The organism is Sporolactobacillus vineae DSM 21990 = SL153 (assembly GCF_000377985.1).
Taxonomy (GTDB): Bacteria; Bacillota; Bacilli; order Bacillales; family Sporolactobacillaceae; genus Sporolactobacillus; species Sporolactobacillus vineae.
Window position 1 is genome coordinate 325229 of the sequence record NZ_KB899043.1, and the last position, 15863, is coordinate 341091.

15 protein-coding genes are annotated in these 15863 nt (G+C 51.5%); 2 read left to right on the forward strand and 13 right to left on the reverse strand.

The window, feature by feature from the left end; translation table 11 throughout:
• Positions 1–16: 16 nt before the first annotated feature.
• The 7 genes from D889_RS0103870 to D889_RS0103900 all read right to left on the reverse strand — a co-directional run bounded on the left by D889_RS0103870 (position 17) and on the right by D889_RS0103900 (position 7979).
• Positions 17–2815, reverse strand: a complete 2799-nt coding sequence (locus tag D889_RS0103870; protein ID WP_018962148.1) for an ATP-binding protein — start codon at positions 2813–2815, stop codon at positions 17–19.
• Between the two features lie 40 nt (positions 2816–2855).
• Positions 2856–4088 carry a metallophosphoesterase gene (locus D889_RS0103875; protein WP_010630515.1) on the reverse strand — a complete coding sequence of 411 codons (1233 nt, stop codon included), beginning with the start codon at positions 4086–4088 and terminating at the stop codon, positions 2856–2858.
• 184 nt (positions 4089–4272) lie between these two features.
• Complete coding sequence (locus D889_RS0103880; protein ID WP_010630516.1) at positions 4273–5109, reverse strand: Cof-type HAD-IIB family hydrolase; 837 nt, start codon at positions 5107–5109, stop codon at positions 4273–4275.
• 130 nt (positions 5110–5239) lie between these two features.
• Entirely contained in the window at positions 5240–6370 is a 1131-nt protein-coding gene (locus D889_RS0103885) for a DUF445 domain-containing protein (protein WP_010630517.1), read from the reverse strand.
• 145 nt (positions 6371–6515) lie between these two features.
• Positions 6516–6701, reverse strand: a complete 186-nt coding sequence (locus tag D889_RS0103890) for an alpha/beta-type small acid-soluble spore protein (protein ID WP_010630518.1) — start codon at positions 6699–6701, stop codon at positions 6516–6518.
• Between the two features lie 118 nt (positions 6702–6819).
• Positions 6820–7371, reverse strand: coding sequence for a beta-class carbonic anhydrase (locus tag D889_RS0103895; RefSeq protein WP_010630519.1), 552 nt, complete (start codon positions 7369–7371; stop codon positions 6820–6822).
• 149 nt (positions 7372–7520) lie between these two features.
• A complete protein-coding gene (locus D889_RS0103900) occupies positions 7521–7979 on the reverse strand; it encodes a DUF986 family protein (RefSeq protein ID WP_010630520.1) in 459 nt (152 codons plus the stop codon).
• Between the two features lie 255 nt (positions 7980–8234).
• Here D889_RS0103900 and D889_RS0103905 point away from each other — a divergent pair, with 255 nt between their 5' ends.
• Entirely contained in the window at positions 8235–8993 is a 759-nt protein-coding gene (locus D889_RS0103905; protein WP_018962149.1) for a DeoR/GlpR family DNA-binding transcription regulator, read from the forward strand.
• 79 nt (positions 8994–9072) lie between these two features.
• The gene (locus tag D889_RS0103910) at positions 9073–9879 is read left to right on the forward strand and encodes a Cof-type HAD-IIB family hydrolase (RefSeq protein WP_010630522.1); all 807 of its coding nucleotides are present in this window, start codon (positions 9073–9075) and stop codon (positions 9877–9879) included.
• A 10-nt stretch (positions 9880–9889) separates the two neighbouring features.
• On the opposite strand, the gene D889_RS0103915 is transcribed toward D889_RS0103910, so the two are convergent.
• From D889_RS0103915 to D889_RS0103940, 6 genes are all read right to left on the reverse strand, one after another.
• Entirely contained in the window at positions 9890–10615 is a 726-nt protein-coding gene (locus tag D889_RS0103915) for a type 1 glutamine amidotransferase (protein ID WP_018962150.1), read from the reverse strand.
• A 108-nt stretch (positions 10616–10723) separates the two neighbouring features.
• Positions 10724–11026 (reverse strand): TFIIB-type zinc ribbon-containing protein, encoded by a 303-nt coding sequence (locus tag D889_RS0103920; protein WP_018962151.1) that lies wholly within the window; start codon positions 11024–11026, stop codon positions 10724–10726.
• A 171-nt stretch (positions 11027–11197) separates the two neighbouring features.
• Entirely contained in the window at positions 11198–13138 is a 1941-nt protein-coding gene (locus tag D889_RS0103925) for a glucose PTS transporter subunit IIA (RefSeq protein WP_010630525.1), read from the reverse strand.
• A gap of 14 nt (positions 13139–13152) precedes the next feature.
• Complete coding sequence (locus tag D889_RS0103930; RefSeq protein ID WP_010630526.1) at positions 13153–13674, reverse strand: PTS transporter subunit EIIC; 522 nt, start codon at positions 13672–13674, stop codon at positions 13153–13155.
• A 295-nt stretch (positions 13675–13969) separates the two neighbouring features.
• Complete coding sequence (locus D889_RS0103935; RefSeq protein WP_010630527.1) at positions 13970–15022, reverse strand: serine hydrolase domain-containing protein; 1053 nt, start codon at positions 15020–15022, stop codon at positions 13970–13972.
• A gap of 140 nt (positions 15023–15162) precedes the next feature.
• A complete protein-coding gene (locus tag D889_RS0103940; RefSeq protein ID WP_010630528.1) occupies positions 15163–15816 on the reverse strand; it encodes a hypothetical protein in 654 nt (217 codons plus the stop codon).
• Positions 15817–15863: the final 47 nt, after the last annotated feature.

A 15863-nucleotide genomic window follows, 5' to 3' on the forward strand; every position in this document is an offset into this window, starting at 1 on the left:
CTGTGCCGGCCGGCACTCAGACTGCCGCCGGGTCAAGCCGGATGACCGACTCGGAAGGCATTTCCCTGAGAAACGTCTCATGACAGGTAAACAGAATGACCTGCCGGCCGGCTGCCATATTGTTCAGCATATCGAGAACCTGTCCGGCACGGTTTCGATCGAAATTCACCAGCCCATCATCGATGATGACCGGCAATTTTTCTTCCGGTCCGACCTGATCGGCAAGCGCCAGACGGAGCGCGAGATAGAGCTGTTCCGCCGTGCCCCGGCTCAGCTGCTCCGCTCTGAAATGACGGCCGTCCTTTCGTCCGACGATAAATCCGCCTGTCGGGTCCACTTCAAGAGAAAGATACGTTCCTGACGTGATCTGTGAAAAACGGCTTGCCGCCTCATGAAGAATCCTGGGCAGTTTCTGTTTGCGGTAGCGGTCCCTGGCGGTCTCAACCGCCCACTGCGCGGTCCGGTAGACCATCCACTCCCTGGCGCGGGCATTGGCCTCCGTCAGGAGCTGCTGATGGTTGTCCAGCACCTCACGATAACTGGTATTTTCCTCCAGACCGCTGAGCTCGGTACGATCGTGCAGCAGAGCTTCCTGCGCGGTCCGGATCTTTCCGTCCAGTTCATCCAGCTGATTTTTAAAACTGTCCTCATCCCTGTTGGTCCAGATGCCGCCGTCCAGCATTTCGCCAAAGGTGCGCAGCCGTTCTTCACCGCCGGACTGTTCCAGCATCTGAATCCGCCGCTGATCCCGCTGCTCGGCCAGTTTCACCCGCTTCCTGGCCTGAGCCGCTTTTTCGAGAAAGGCGTCCGGCCGATCTGTTCCGGCCTCACGAAGCAGTGCCGATTCTTCAGATTTCAGTCGGTCCAGCCGGCCGGCTTTAACCGCTCTCTGTTTGACGTAAACATCACGCTTCGCCTTCAGTTCCTGCCGTGCGGTGTCGTTTTCTTTTTCCTTTCTGAAACAGCGCTCAATATATTCCGGGTCGCCTTCCGGCAAATCAAGACGGTCTGTCAGCCGTGCTTTCTCCTCCAGAAAACGTTGGTGACGGACCTGTAAAGCGTTAAGGTTCCGGGTCATCCCGTCAATCTGATCCTGAAGGCCCCTCGCTTTTTCCACAATGCTTACCGCTTCATCAGCCCATTCAATCGTACAGTCCGGATATCCGTTTGCCGTGAGCAGACGGTTTACTCTCTCTTCCTGTTCCTTCTGGTCCGCCGTCAGTTTTTCCAGCAGCTCCTTTTTCTCCCGGCAGGAAGCCGATGCGTCGGCCAGTTGTTCCCTGACCAGACTGATTTCTGCTTCACGACGCCGGTCCGGCTCGTCCGCGGTAATCGGCTGCATCCTGCTGCGCCGCCCGGCGGCATCCCGAAACAGCAGCAGGGTCAGCACGCCGCCGGTCAGAAAAACAGGAATGGCTGCCGGAGTCGTGAAAAAAAGGGCTGACAGGAAAGACAGAACAAGCGTGGCGCCCAGCGACAGAAATGGCAGAATCGGGTACGGGCGCCGTGTTTGCTGCTGATCTTTACGGGCATATTGTCTTCGCCCGGAAGCTGTTTCATATCCGCTTTCCTGCCGGCAACGGTTCAGCTTCTCTTTAAGCTGCTCCATCAGCCGCTGCCGGATCCGCTGTTCGCCCTCTTCCTGCCTGCGCTCCGATGCCCGTGATTTCCACTCAGCCGTCTCGCGTTCAATCTGATGGGCAAACGACAGCGTCACCGATGCTTTTCTCAGTGTTTCCTCGTCCCATGCCGTGCCGAGACGATGCAGCAGGGCACTCAACTCAACCCCTACTGCATTCCGGTCGCGTTCCAGTCTTTCCGCGTCTTTCTGTTCCTGTTCATCGCGCACGGCGGCATGGAACCATGCCGTCAGGTCGCCTTCAGCCTTCAGCCAGTCCTGACGCACCGGATTTGCGGCGATCGACTGATCGAGCAGACGGATCTGTTCCTCCAGACCGGAAATCTCGTTCGTAATGGCTTTAATCTCTTTCTGGCCTTCCTCATACCGGGACTGTCCGTTCGCCGGAAAGCCGGCCACGCCGCTCAAGCTGGAAATCTCTTTATTCATAGCCCGGTACCCGATAATCATCGGACGGACTGCCGCAAATACCGACCATTCCCGGAACTGGTCCTGAATCTTCCGTTTCTGTGCCTCGAGTGCTTCGATATTTTTTTGTTCCAGAGCGGACCGGCGGCGAAGCGCACGGTAGCCGTCCATCTTTTCCGACCATTCGTTCAGCGACTTCTCCGAAGCTTCCAGCTGTTTGAACAACTGATTCAGCTCAGGATTTCTCCCGCTTTTTTTAAACAGCTCACCGGTCTTTTTTTCGAGACGCTGTTCCAGTGCGGCCAGTTCGCTGCTGCCGACCATACCGGCGCCCAGAAGCAGATGGTTTAACTCCGACGGTTTCTTCTTTTCAATCCCGTTCAGCCCGTCAAGATCAAAGCAGAAAACATCTTGATACAGCAGCCGATTAATGCCGTGCAGGACCGAACCGGTGTCGCCTGCTTCAGTGCCGTTTTTTAAAAGAACCGGTGCAGGACCGGCTAGAAAACGCTCCAGGCGATAATCGGCGCCGTCATTGCCGGTAAACAGCAGTGATCCCCCGACCTTGCCCTCATCCGCATCATCCAGCCATTTCTTCATTCCGTTACCGGACGGATAGCCGAACCACGTATCCAGAATGAACTGCATGAGGGTTGATTTGCCGGCTTCATTTTCACCGTAAACGATCACGAACGGTGTGTCCGGAAAGGTGATTCTGCGATGGGTAAACCGGCCGAACCGGTTGATTTCCAAAGTTGTGATTCTCATTTGGTTTCGGCAGTTCCCCTGCCGTGCCTCCTTCCTCGGGTCAGTCGTCCTGTTTCTGGCGGATCAAGTGTTCCGCAATCAGTTCTTCTGCCGCCTGACGAATGGCCTGACGGGCGTCCGGATCCGGCGGGGCCAGAAAACGGCGTCCGGACCGATGGCTGAGCAGTGGTGCCGCCGCATCAGCCACACTGCCATTCTGCTCAATCAGCCGGAAAACATCGCCGATAAAATGTCTGCTGTGCAGCAGGCTGTCGCGGTCCCATTCCGGAGTAAGCGTCAATTCAGGCGGCATAAACCAGATAAAATTGTCCCGGTTCTCTTCGCCTTCATTCATCGCTTCCGTCATTTCACTAAACAGCTGTTCCAGTGCATCAGCCGTCTGTGATGTTTCTGAAAGTACCGCATGGATTTTGAGCAGTACCCCGGTCCCTGCGGCACGGCGCAATTCTTTTTGCACCTGTTCGAGAACCGATTCCAGCCGGTTGGCGTCCAGTTCACCGGTTAGCGGCAGTTCTTTTTTCTCCCAGAGAATATCGGCCGTCGGGAAAAAGGCGACATCCGCTCCCTGTTTATTCAGCGTAACAATTGAAGCGCCTTTTTCCCCGGTCTCCTTGACAGACAGGCCCTGGATATCTCCCGGATACCAGGCGGGCAGCGGCGGATTCAGTTGCTGACGTTTGTGGATATGGCCGAGTGCCCAATAGTCAAATTCTTTTTCAGCCAGCTCACCGGCGGTAAACGGCGCATAATCATCTTCTCCGTTCCCGGAGCGCTGAGCGCCATGAAGAATACCGATCTGATAAGCTGCATCTTCACCGCGGAGATAGCGGCTGACGATATCCTCATGGATATGCCGGTGCGCATAGCTGAACCCATGCAGATCCGCCTGATCGCCGCCGGCTTTCCGATAGTGAAAGACAGTAGGTGCAGCCGGAAAAAGATGCACGTTATCCGGCAGGGTCAGCCGGTTCCACGGATCATCCAGATGATCATGATTGCCGAAGACCGCATAAACCGGAATACCGGCTCCCTTGAGCGTCTCCATCGACTGTATAAACCGCCGCTGGGCGACGAGACTTCTGTGGCTGTCGTCAAAAATATCACCGGCGATGATCATAAAATCCGGATGTTCGGCAACCGTCCGTTCAGTCAGCCGGTCAAGTGCCCTGAATGTACTCGCCCGGATACGCCGGTACAGTTGTCCGGGGAGTCCGGATAATCCCTCAAACGGTTTGTCCAGATGCAAATCCGCTGTATGAATGAACCGTATCATGCTGCTTCTCCGCCTCTCCATGACTCACATAGGTTCAGTTTATCATACTCCGGGAACGATCACACGTTCCCCTCAATAAAACAAAACTCTGTTAAAAAAAATACTGTTAGTTCAAAACACAGGCAAATCAAAAAAAGACCCGATTTATCGGATCTTGAGCAATGATCAACGGATCAATAGGTTGTTAGTGTACACGCAGCTGTTTGCGGAAGATCTCTCTGACCGCATAGGCGACGCCGTCCATATCACTGGAACGGGTAACCCAGTCCGCCGCTGTTTTGACCTCTGCAGGGGCTGTGCGCATCGCCACACCCAGTCCTGCTTTGGCAATCATTTCCGCATCTTCCGGTCCATCACCGACCGCGACAATTTCATGGAGCGGAATGCCCAGCTGTCCGGCAAAGAAGAGCAGACCATTGAATTTTGACGTCCCCTGGCGAACAAGCGTGAGATCTGTCGGCGCCGTGCGCCGGATGTCGATCGCCGGAAAATAATTATTCAGTGCCTTTTCCAGCTCGCCAAGGGCCGCGGTGTCATTTAACTTGACTTTAACATCGGTCGCACCTTCATAATTTTCAAGCAGATACTGGCTCAGAGTATCCACATAAGTGACCGGATAAAACAAAGGTTCGTTCATCCCGATCGTCATTTTTGCGATCAGATTTTTCTGCCGCGGCCGGTTGCTGATCGACAGCCGTTCATGCGAGATCTGAATCTGGCACGGATAAGTCTCAAGAAACTCCGTCAGCTGGACCAGCACACTGTGATCAATTTTACTCGTGTAAACGGGATGATCGATCGATGAAGAAACAAACGCACCGTTATGTGTAATAAGCGGCTGATCCAGTTTCAGCGCCCGCGCCACTTTAGCTGCTGCATGAAAATGGCGTTCAGATACAAGCGTAACAATAATACCCTTCTTTCGTGCGTACGCGATTGCGTCCCTTGTCCGCCGGTCCAGCCGGTTATTACTGGTCAAAAGAGTCCCGTCGATGTCTAATGCGAGCAGCCGATATACCAAGGTCCTCCCCCTTTTCGGAATGCCACATAAATTTTTTCTGCAATTTTCCGGATTCCTGTTCCCAATTTATGACCCTGTATCCAAAATTAGAACAAGACCCGGGAGACAGGCTGCTTCGCAAATGGAAAGATCAGAACAGAAGCAAGACGATACCCTGAAGCAGTCCGATGATCCCGCCGAGAAGATAACCGAGGCGGGCAATCATTTTCAGCTCTTTTTTTGAGATGGAGAAGATCATCGCCTCCAGTTCGGACAAGGAAAACGTCCGTACCTGCTGACTGACCAGCTGTTCCAGATTCAGGACGTCAAGCAGATCATGGACATGCCCGGCAAGATAAGCGGCGCCGCGCGCCGTGATGCGCGGGATCCAGTCATCCCGCAAGGAACGTTGCAACGCCGGCGGCAGTTCCGCCCAGGTCAGCCCGGTCAGCTGATCAAAAAAGCCTGGAATCACCGTCTTCCTTAAAAAGTTTGTTGCTGCGGACGATGATCCGCACGGCAACAGGCTTTGGCTGATCGGCTGCTCCCAGAACCGGCGCAATTCAACAGTGATCCAGTCGGTAAGACCCTGCTTCAGCACCGGAGACTCCAGCATGTCTGTCACACCGGGGACAAAGTGCCTGGAAACCGTATTTTTCCCGGCAATCTTCAGCACCATCTCGCCAATAAAACCTTGCTGCCCGATAAAATCGGTAATTGCCTGTCCGACCAGCCGGCGTCCGGCATCGCTTTCCAGATAAGCTTTCAGATCATTTAACAGGAGCGCCGATACGTCCGGCACTTTTCCTTCCAGTCGGATCAAAACATCCGGTGAAAAAAGCGCAGACAGAGGTGCTTCCCGGTATTTTGAAAAAAATGTTTCCATGAGGCACTGACCTGTATCGCAAAAATTAGTACGCAATTTCTGCTTCGTTTCACCTTGTCCGGAAACAAAAAAGTCGATGATTTTATCTGACCCGGCCGTTTTCCTCTGCAGCTTGTCCAGAAAGACCTGTGTGAGCTGCCGGATTAATTCAGGATCCTGAAATTTCTTTCTCAGGACATCTGCCGTCAGGAGATGGTCGATGACCATTTTACCCAGTCTGTCCGCAATTTCTTCACGGCGCTTGGGAATCAGTCCCGGGGTAAAGGGAAGACGCCATTTTCCAATGTAAATGGCGGTGAACGGATGAAACAGCATTTTTATCGCCAGAATGTTTGTCAGTCCGCCGACGAGCGCACCGACGACTGTTGGAATCAGGATCTGATAAAGAATGCTCACTAAGGGTCCTTTCCTTCCACCAATATCTGCCTCCATTCTATCAGAGCGGAGACTGCCCGAACAAGACCGCCCGACACTTTCAGAACGCAGAAAAAGGACGGCATTATTGCCGTCCTCAACGCTTATTACTTGAGATTCCAATGACTTACTGTTGTCCGCCAAAGCGTGACTGTGCCTGGGCTACCAGGCGCTTGGTAATTTCTCCGCCGACTGAGCCGTTTGCTCTTGAAATCGTGTCCGGTCCGAGGCTGACACCAAATTCACGAGCAATCTCTGCTTTCATCTGGTCCAGTGCCTGCTGTACGCCAGGAACTACTAAAGAATTTGCCATGCGTCTCACCCCCTTATAACTCTATTCTGCGCAGCCGTCAGAATCTGATCGCTGAAAAATACTGGAAATTATCCGCGCAGAAAAGTTCAGTCCGTCAGGGATGATCCCGTTATGTATCTCAGTCGTTAACCGGTCTGAGCGCACCGGTTTTCGGATCGATCACCAAACCGTAAACAGGTGTTCCTTCCGGCAGCAGCGGGTGATTTTTGACCACCGCAACGCTGCGGCTGACCTGTTCATCGACCGATTGAAAACCGTTCAGCCACTCTTCCGGCTTAACACCCTGTTTGCGGGCGTCTTCAAAAGCATGATCGGCAGCGCCGCGCTTTTTAATATCCGCAATCATTTTTTCCGCTTTCAGTCCGTGCATGCCGCAATCCGTGTGACCGATCACATAAACTGCTTCAGAGCCCAGCTCGTAGAGTGAGACAAGGATGCTTTTCATCGTGCTGCCGTAAGCATCTTCAATCATTCCTCCGGCACATTTGATTACAATCGCGTCGCCATTGCGGATATTCAGGGCTTTCGGCATCAGTTCAATCAGCCGGCAGTCCATACAGGTCACAATGGTCAGTTTTTTGGCCGGATGCCCGGACGCTTCATAAGGAACATAGGCCTCTTTCGCCACAAAATCTTTGTTAAATGTTAAAATATCGTCAAGCTGCGACATATTACGGCCTCCATCTCACCATGAAATCCCATTTTTTATTAAGCTCATTAATCATTATTTTAAGAGTCATGAAAATTTTTATCCATTAAGATGCATTTTTGTGAGATGCATCATTGCAAAAAGACTGCCGCAGGCGAACCAGGCAGCCATCATTCATGTGCCACAAACATTTTAAGGATCTTCTCCAGATCTTCCTCCTGCCTGACAAACAGCAGAACCCGGCGTTTTTCGCATTCAATGACCAGAACGCCGTCTTTGGACAGTTTCATCTTCTTAATACCGGCGTACGCATTATAGGATAGCCCGTAATAAAAGCCCTTTTCTTTAAACCGTGCCTTCGGAGCATAGAAAATGACGCCGTAAAGCAGGACCATTGTGAGCAGCAGCAGGAATAAGTCCGTCAGTCCGCCGCCGCCATGAACCCTGTTGTTGATAAAAATAATCACGACGATTCCGGCAAAAATCAGCTGATCCGCATAATTCCTCCGTCTCAGTCTGACCGTAAGCACGGTTTTTCCACCAAGAAAAGGCTGAATCAGTCCGTCGAACAAATAGTAACCGCTGTAAGCAATGACAATCAATAACAGGATAATGTCCGTCACCGTCATCGATCCGTACCTCCTTTCTTCTAGTCAGCTGAATAATCGCTAAAAGGCCCCCTTGGCAAATGTCATCGTGCAAAGGCAGTATACGCTGTTTTCAGTTAAATGAACAGACGGACCGGCATTGTTCGCAATTCCATGACCCATGTTGGAAACTTGTCGGGACGAACGGTCCGAATGAGTGTCGCAAAATAATTATGTTTACTTATATGTACTTGATTTTACTTATAGGACTGATTACAATTACTTTGAAAGAAGGTGATGATCGTGTTCCAGGAAGAACGGCTGGCGCTGATTCTCAGCCATCTGAAAACATCACGCACCCTTTCCGTCGGTGAGATCTGCCGGCTCTTTCATGTATCGCGTGATACTGCGCGCCGGGATATTGTCAAACTGGTGCGTAAAGGAGCAGCAGCCCGGACACATGGCGGCATCGCGCTGCTCGACCTGCAGAACGCGGTACTTGGCTATCATCAGCGCGCCTACAACTTCTCGGATGAAAAAAAGAAGATCGGCACTTGTGCGCAGCAGTTTCTGATACCCGGACAGTTATATTTTCTGAACGCTTCCACATCCATTTCCTGTATGGCGAAAATGATTGACAGGAAAGTTACGGTCTACACCCACTCGCTGGATACCGCGGAAATTCTTTCTCAGCGGGGAGGAAACCATGTATACCTGCTGGGCGGCTTGCTGAATGAGAAAAATCGTTACTTCTATGACCCGGAAAGTGCCGGTAAACTGAGCGAGATCCGCTTTGACAGCGCCTTTTTGGGTACGGCTGCAATCACGGAAGATGGATTTTATTATGATAATCCGGATGACGCAGCAATCAATGGCCTGGCTGTTACACGGTCGGACCGGATCTTTGTTCTTGCGGAACATATGAAATTTGCGAAGAAGAGCTATTTCAAGGGATTCGGCTGGGAAGATGTGCAGACAATCATCACAGATCAGAACATTCCGGCAAAATTCCTGCCGGTTGCCGCTGTTGCCGGAACTGAAGTGATTCTCGCGTGACCGGACCGGGCAAAAATAGCGTGAGGATACTAAGCGGCCGGCTTCAGCAAAAAGAAAAAACAAAAAGAAGGCGCTACAGATGACTTTTAAAATGATTTTCAGTGATATTGACGGAACACTCCTGACTTCAGAACACCGGATCAGTCCGAAAACGAAACAGGCCATCCTTGCTTGCAAAGAACGGCACATCCCGTTTATCCTCGTCTCCGCACGGATGCCTGACGGGATCAGCCCGATTCAGAAACAGCTTGCAATTCATGATCCGATGGTCTGTTACGGAGGCGCGTTAATCGTCAATGAGGGAGACATCGGGCATCCGCTGCTGAACATTTCCATGGATCCTGATCTTGTAACCCGATTCGATCAGCTAAAATGTAATCGTTTTCCAGATATCTGTTTCTCGGCCTACAGCATTAACTCATGGCTCGTCCCGGAACCGGAAAATAAATGGATCCGTCAGGAACAGGAAATTGCCGGCACAGCGCTTCAGGTCTTCGATTTTGAGACTGGAAATCCCGTGCCTCCGGTTAATAAAGTGCTGTGTATGGGGAATCCGGATCAGATCACAGCACTGGAAAACCTGCTGGTTGAAAGACAAACAGAGGCCACGTTCTACAAGTCTAAACCGACTTATCTCGAGATCACGGATAAAAAAGCGACTAAGGCGTTTGCTCTTGACTTTCTGACCAAAAGACTCGGCATCCGGCGTGAAGAAACAATGGCCTTCGGGGACAACTATAATGACATTGAAATGCTGCGTTTTGCCGGAAAGGGACTGGCGATGGGCAATGCTCCGGAAGGTGTAAAAGAAGCCGCCGACGATGTGACCTCCTCAAATAATCAGGATGGCATCGCAGCGGCGCTCAAAAAGTTCGGTGTGATCTGAAGGTCCGGTTTCAATCCCGATCTGCGGCGGCAGACCAGGCATCCAGAAACTGAAAAAGCAGGCGGCGGTTTTTATCAATGGTCTCTTGCTTTCCAAGCAGTTCCGCCTCCGTCTGAATGTGCGGTCCGGGAACAAGCTCATCCTGTGAATGGCGAATCAGCCGGCGGACATTAGCATCCGCAACTTCAAGGTGAAACTGGAGACCAATCACATTCTGCCGGAACACAAATGCCTGGTTCACGGTCACCTTGCTCGAAGCCGTCCGACGCGCCCCTTCTGGAAGCGCGAACGTGTCACTGTGCCAGTGCAGGACATTCAGCTGATCCGGAAGGACACGGAACGGACTCTCCTGCGCCGCGTGGATCGTTACCGGAAACCAGCCGATTTCTTTTTCCCTGCCCGGATACACTCTAGCGCCGAGACTGTCGGCGAGCAGCTGCGCCCCGAGGCAGATGCCGAGTATCGGAATATGCCGGTCAAGGGTATTTTTAATAAACTGTTTCTCGTCACGCAGCCACGGAAAGGCCGCGTCTTCATAGATATTCATCGGCCCGCCCATGATCATCAGCCGGTCAATCTGTCCGATCTCGGGGAGCGCGGCATCAGGTTTGTAAAAATGTGTACCGGTCATTACATGTCCGCGTCTTTCCGCCCAGTCAGCGATCATTCCCGGTGTTTCGAACGGCACATGCTGAAAATAGTGAATGTGCATGCTGAAGCCCTTCTTTCTGTGCATGATTTACCCCGCATCGTCCTCAATAGCCGTCACGCTATGTATGAAAGAATCCGCTGCAAGAGCCGGATTCTGTTGCAATCAGTTGCTTCGGAACCGCAATCTTAAACATCAGTCGAACAGGTCGCCGAGAAAATCCAGCGGGGATTTTTTCTTTTTCCTGTGTCCGTAATCCTGATGGCGATCATGATCCTGTCTTTCGCCGTACCGCCCTTTTCGATCGTACACATCTTCATCATCATGGCTGTCATACCGGCTTCCTGTCCATTCTTTTTCCTGCCGCACAACACGGGTGATTTTATCAAGTTCCCCGCGGTCAAGCCACACGCCTTTGCAGTTCGGACAGATATCGACGACCACCGAACCTTTTTCAACTTCCTTCATCCTGACATCGTCACATACGGGACACAACATGGAATCGCTTCCCTTCCGAATGGATTGTTAGACTGTCTGAATTAAGTTTATCAAAAAAGAAGCATAAGTACCCGTATCAAGCAGGTGAATCCATGCAAAAAGCCGGAAGCCGAATATATACTTCCGGTTTTCTGACAGATAAGACAGAACACAGGCTCCTTGAATCGCCTTTTATTTTGTCCGGCTTTCAAACAACAGCGTTTCTCCGGCCTTAACATGTCCGGGTTCTGCCCAGTCAAAAGTAAATTTGTTCGCCATACTGTTCGTAACGACAACCATCGTCAGATCTGATTTTGCTTTTTCACGAATCGTCTTCAGATCCGCTTCGATGATCTTCTGCCCTGCTGCGACCTGGTCGCCCTCCTTGGCAAAAGCCGCAAATCCTTCGCCTTTCAGATTCACCGTATCCAGACCGATATGAACCAGAATCTCTTCACCAAGCGGTGTCCGGATACCGAAAGCATGCTTCGTCTTGCCAAGCTGGATGAGTTCGCCGCCCACCGGAGCCACAAAGACGCCGTTCTCAGGCCTGATCGCAATGCCTTTACCCATCATTCCCTGCGAGAAGACCGGATCCGGCACTTCCTTGAGAGGCAGGGTTTTGCCATCCGCCGGAGCGTATATTTTCTCTGTTCCGGGCAAAGCTGCTCCGGAATCCGGGGCGTTCGCCGCCGTCGGAGCTGCCGCTGCGGCATGCACCGGGTCGGCGATGAATTTCAGCGCATCGGCCACAAATTCCACATCGGTTCCGATGATGATCTGCAGATTTTTCTGATTGAGCTTGACCACTCCGCGTGCGCCGGCCGCTTTAATCGCTTTTTCATTGACAGATTCTGTATCTTTGACCGTCAGGCGGAGACGTGTGGTACAGTAGTCAATCACTTCCAGGTTGTCATTACCGCCGATGGCCCTGAAAAAGCGATCGGCCATGACCTGATACTTGTCCTTTGACTGACTCTGTGTTTGCGCTTCTTCGTCAAAACCCTGGTCACTGATAATGCCGGCACCAGCAAAGGCTATTGCATCGTCATCTTCACGTCCCGGCGTTTTGATGTCGAATTTTTTGATCGCCCAGTAGAATATCCCGAAGTAGACGAAGAAGAAGACAATGCCGATCGGAATCAGTTCCCAGGCACGGGTTCCGTGCGTAAAGTTGAGCGCAAAGTCAATCGCCCCGGCGCTGAAGCTGAATCCAAGTTTAATGCCGAGCAGATTGGTGATCAGCCCTGAGATACCGGCAAGCAAAGCGTGGACGACATACAGCGGGTAGGCAAGGAACATGAACGAGAATTCGATCGGTTCAGTAATCCCGGTCAGGAAAGCAGTAAGCGCGACCGAGAGCATCATGCCGAACGTCTCTTTCCGTTTTTCCTTTTTTGCCGTGAGCACCATTGCCAGAGCAGCTCCAGGAAGACCGAACATCATAATCGGGAAAAACCCGACCTGATAAGTTCCGGCCGTCGGATCACCGGCGAAGAACCGGTTGATATCACCGGTCACACCGTGATATTTACCGAACCCGAACCAGAGATACGTATTCAGTACATGGTGCAGACCGGTCGGAATCAGCATGCGGTTGGCAAAACCGAAGACCGCTGCACCGACAGCCCCGGCCGAGACAATCCAACTGTTAATACTGTTCAGCACATCCTGTACATAAGGCCAGACCACCCCGAAAATAAGAACGAGAACAATCGCCGCAACAGCGTTTAAAAGTATAGCAAGATGCTTTCCATTAAAATAAGGACGGTCGGTCATTTTGTCGTAGAATCGATTATAAATAATCGGTGTGAAAAGACCGGCGATAAAACCTGCAAAAACGCCCATGTTGATGTTTTTATCAACACCGACAACCCCGAAATTCAAGATAAAGTAAACAATGGCTCCGCTGAGTGCCGCGGCACCCTTGCCATCCCTGGACAGCCCGATAGCAATGCCCATTGCAAAAAGCAGCGGCAGATAACTGAATATAGAATTGCCGCCCGCATTAATAAAGGGGATGTTCAGGACATCTGACGCGCCGAGGCGGTTGAGCAAGCCCGCCGCCGGAAGCACGGCAATCGGCAGCATCAATGATTTGCCTAATCTCTGCAGTCCACCTAAACCATTCATTCAGATTCCCCCCTTTATTTGATATGAGCCAGCACGATCTGAGCGACAAAGGCGCCAAGAAACAATGCATAGACACTGGTAATAATCGGAACGAAACGGCGTCCGCCGAAGAAGGCCAGCCAGTCCGGCAAGTGGATATTGTAAAATTTGTTATAGAGCCAGCCGGCTACCGTTCCGGTCAGGCAGGCACAAATCAAGAAGAAAATGATCGTTACGGTCAGACCTCCGCCGACCGTTACCGGCATCGTCAGATCAAAAACAAGTTTTGCATTGACGATTGATGTCAGCGAGGCGGAAAAAACCAGATAGCCGACACAGCCGGCCAGCGCCGAAGCACCGCTCTGATCGCGAGAAATGCCGATGGCCAGTCCGACGGAAAGAATCAGCGGCAGAAAATAACCGAATGTGTGCGCCACACCGCTGAATCCTCCGAATCCGGTTAATGAAAGAAGCCAGAAAAAAGCATAGACAATCAGTGCCAGAACCGGATAGATCAGACCGGCAAATAATCGCTTGTAAAGCTTCACTTGCTTCATCTCAATTTCTCCCTTTTATTTGTTATTTGATCTGACAATTATTATCTGATCCTCTCCTTCTTCATGCAGATTCATTGCTTTTCATGTAATATAATGAGATTGTAAACCAATCGTTTTAAAAAATAAAGAAGGGATCAGGAATTTGTGTTATAAAAGTTAACACAAATTCCTGATCCCCTGTTCCCATACCATCACACACTCTGCTATCAAAGCGAGCGCCTGCAGCGAAAAACAGCAGACAGGTTTAACAAAGCCCTTAGAAAAAGAATAACCCATATCAAAAAAAGGCGTCCACTCAAGATAAGTGCCTTGAGTAGTCGCTCATGAACAGGTTATTGAAAATCCTTCTGATCCGGTTCATATTGATTCTGCGGCTGATATGTACCCTGTTGCTCAATAGAATAAAACCAAGACGCCGTTCCGGATCAATCCAGAAGGAGGTTCCGGTGAAACCGGTGTGTCCGAAGCTTCGTTCTGAAAGAAAGTAACCCGCCGGGGACTGATCGTCCATGAGCTGCCAGCCGAAGCCGCGGCTTGCTCCGAGATCCCGTGTATAGTTCCGTTCACTGGCCTGCAGCATGGCCGGCGACAGAAAATAATCACCGTTCTCTGTCCTTCCACGATTCAGGAGCATCTGAACATAAATTTTCAGATCGTGGAGATCGGAAAATAAACCCGCGTGGCCGGAAACGCCGCCTAAATAATTTGCATTTTCATCATGGACTTTTCCCCACTGATAACGCTGCTGCTCCGGGAGCCATTCTGTAGCGGCAACCGCAGACAGATCCGTGTCCGGATTAAAGCCGGTATGATTCATCTTTAGAGGCTGGTAAATATGCTCCCTGGTAAACACATCAAGCCGGCGCTTCGTCAGTTTCTCAACCAGAAAGCCGAGTAGCATAAAATTCAGATCACTGTAGACGACCTTTTGTCCCGGTGCACTGTCCAGTGAGAGTATATAGCCGAGAATCTGCTCTTTGGACCAATGATACTGGTAAAAGGGAACGGACGGCGGAAACCCGCTTGTGTGTGTCAGCAAATGCTTCAGTGTCAGCGATCCGTTTTCTTCTTCTGGAAAGAATCGCCGGACCGGATCATCGAAGTCCAGCACGCCTCGTTCCACGAGCAGCAGAATGCTTGGGAGCGTGGCGCATACCTTTGTCAGAGACGCCAGGTCAAAAAGTGTATCCAGCTGCATCGGTATTTTCTTTCCAAGGTGGGCATAGCCCACCGCATTTTCTGTCAATGTCTGCTTTTCATTGACCACAGCGTATACCGCACCGGGAATCTGCTGCACGCGAACCATCTCCTGCAAAAAATCAGCCGGCGAAGAAAAATTCTGATCCATCGTCATCACTCCTCCTGTGTCGCAGCTATTTCAAAACCCTGATGCTCTTTACGATCGTTGAGTCTGTCCCCAAAAGCACGAAAAAGCAGCATGCATCCGCTGCTTTTTTGATCCTGCTCCTCGCTGCTGCACGGGTTCTTTCATTGCCCCGGTCGATGATAAAACTGCCTGATGATGCCCTGTGTCATCATATCTGCCATCATCAGTGCCTGCCGCTCAATCTCGTCAAACAGCCGGACACTCTCCGGATATTTCCGGGTCAGTAAAGCAACAGCTTCCGCCTTGGTCAGTGCCAGATGCTCATGGAGCATCGCCCGCCACTGCTGCTCCGACCAGTACGGATTGATGCTTCCAAGAAAGCGGGCAATTTGATCCGCGTTCTGATACCAGCTGCGTTCGGCCGCCTCCGCGGCCCGGGTATCACCGGCTTTTGCTGCTTTGACCAGCTGAGCAGCGATCTGCAGATGGTCGGTAAACAACCGGACAAACTGTGACGTGGCCGGTTCACCATAATATATTCTGAGGATTCCGCCAAAATCTGCCGGATTCCGAAGCAGACGCTCCGTGGACGCCGTCAGATCCGGAAGATCCGAAACAATGCCCAGAATCACCAGTCGGGTCCAGAATACATGCTGTTCCCAGAGTGTCCGCATCGCATCATGAAGTTCCTGCGGTCCGGGAACAGGAACAGGTTGCAAAGGGGACTGCCTGAATTCGGGACCGGTACCCGCTGAGTCATACGGATTCATAGTGTCGTCATCGTACAAAGACCTCACCGCTTTCGCCTTTTCCATCAGGGTATGAACGTCCTGTCGAGTCGGCGCCTTGTCTTATCCAAATC

Excerpts from the sequence above, each read along its gene's own strand:
- D889_RS0103870 (WP_018962148.1), bottom strand. The coding sequence starts at position 2,815 with ATGAGAATCACAACTTTGGAAATCAACCGGTTCGGCCGGTTTACCCAT.
- D889_RS0103875 (WP_010630515.1), bottom strand. The coding sequence starts at position 4,088 with ATGATACGGTTCATTCATACAGCGGATTTGCATCTGGACAAACCGTTT.
- D889_RS0103890 (WP_010630518.1), bottom strand. The coding sequence starts at position 6,701 with ATGGCAAATTCTTTAGTAGTTCCTGGCGTACAGCAGGCACTGGACCAG.
- D889_RS0103895 (WP_010630519.1), bottom strand. The coding sequence starts at position 7,371 with ATGTCGCAGCTTGACGATATTTTAACATTTAACAAAGATTTTGTGGCG.
- D889_RS0103900 (WP_010630520.1), bottom strand. The coding sequence starts at position 7,979 with ATGACGGTGACGGACATTATCCTGTTATTGATTGTCATTGCTTACAGC.
- D889_RS0103905 (WP_018962149.1), top strand. The coding sequence starts at position 8,235 with ATGATCGTGTTCCAGGAAGAACGGCTGGCGCTGATTCTCAGCCATCTG.
- D889_RS0103910 (WP_010630522.1), top strand. The coding sequence starts at position 9,073 with ATGACTTTTAAAATGATTTTCAGTGATATTGACGGAACACTCCTGACT.
- D889_RS0103915 (WP_018962150.1), bottom strand. The coding sequence starts at position 10,615 with ATGCACAGAAAGAAGGGCTTCAGCATGCACATTCACTATTTTCAGCAT.
- D889_RS0103920 (WP_018962151.1), bottom strand. The coding sequence starts at position 11,026 with ATGTTGTGTCCCGTATGTGACGATGTCAGGATGAAGGAAGTTGAAAAA.
- D889_RS0103925 (WP_010630525.1), bottom strand. The coding sequence starts at position 13,138 with ATGAATGGTTTAGGTGGACTGCAGAGATTAGGCAAATCATTGATGCTG.
- D889_RS0103930 (WP_010630526.1), bottom strand. The coding sequence starts at position 13,674 with ATGAAGCAAGTGAAGCTTTACAAGCGATTATTTGCCGGTCTGATCTAT.
- D889_RS0103935 (WP_010630527.1), bottom strand. The coding sequence starts at position 15,022 with ATGGATCAGAATTTTTCTTCGCCGGCTGATTTTTTGCAGGAGATGGTT.
- D889_RS0103940 (WP_010630528.1), bottom strand. The coding sequence starts at position 15,816 with ATGGAAAAGGCGAAAGCGGTGAGGTCTTTGTACGATGACGACACTATG.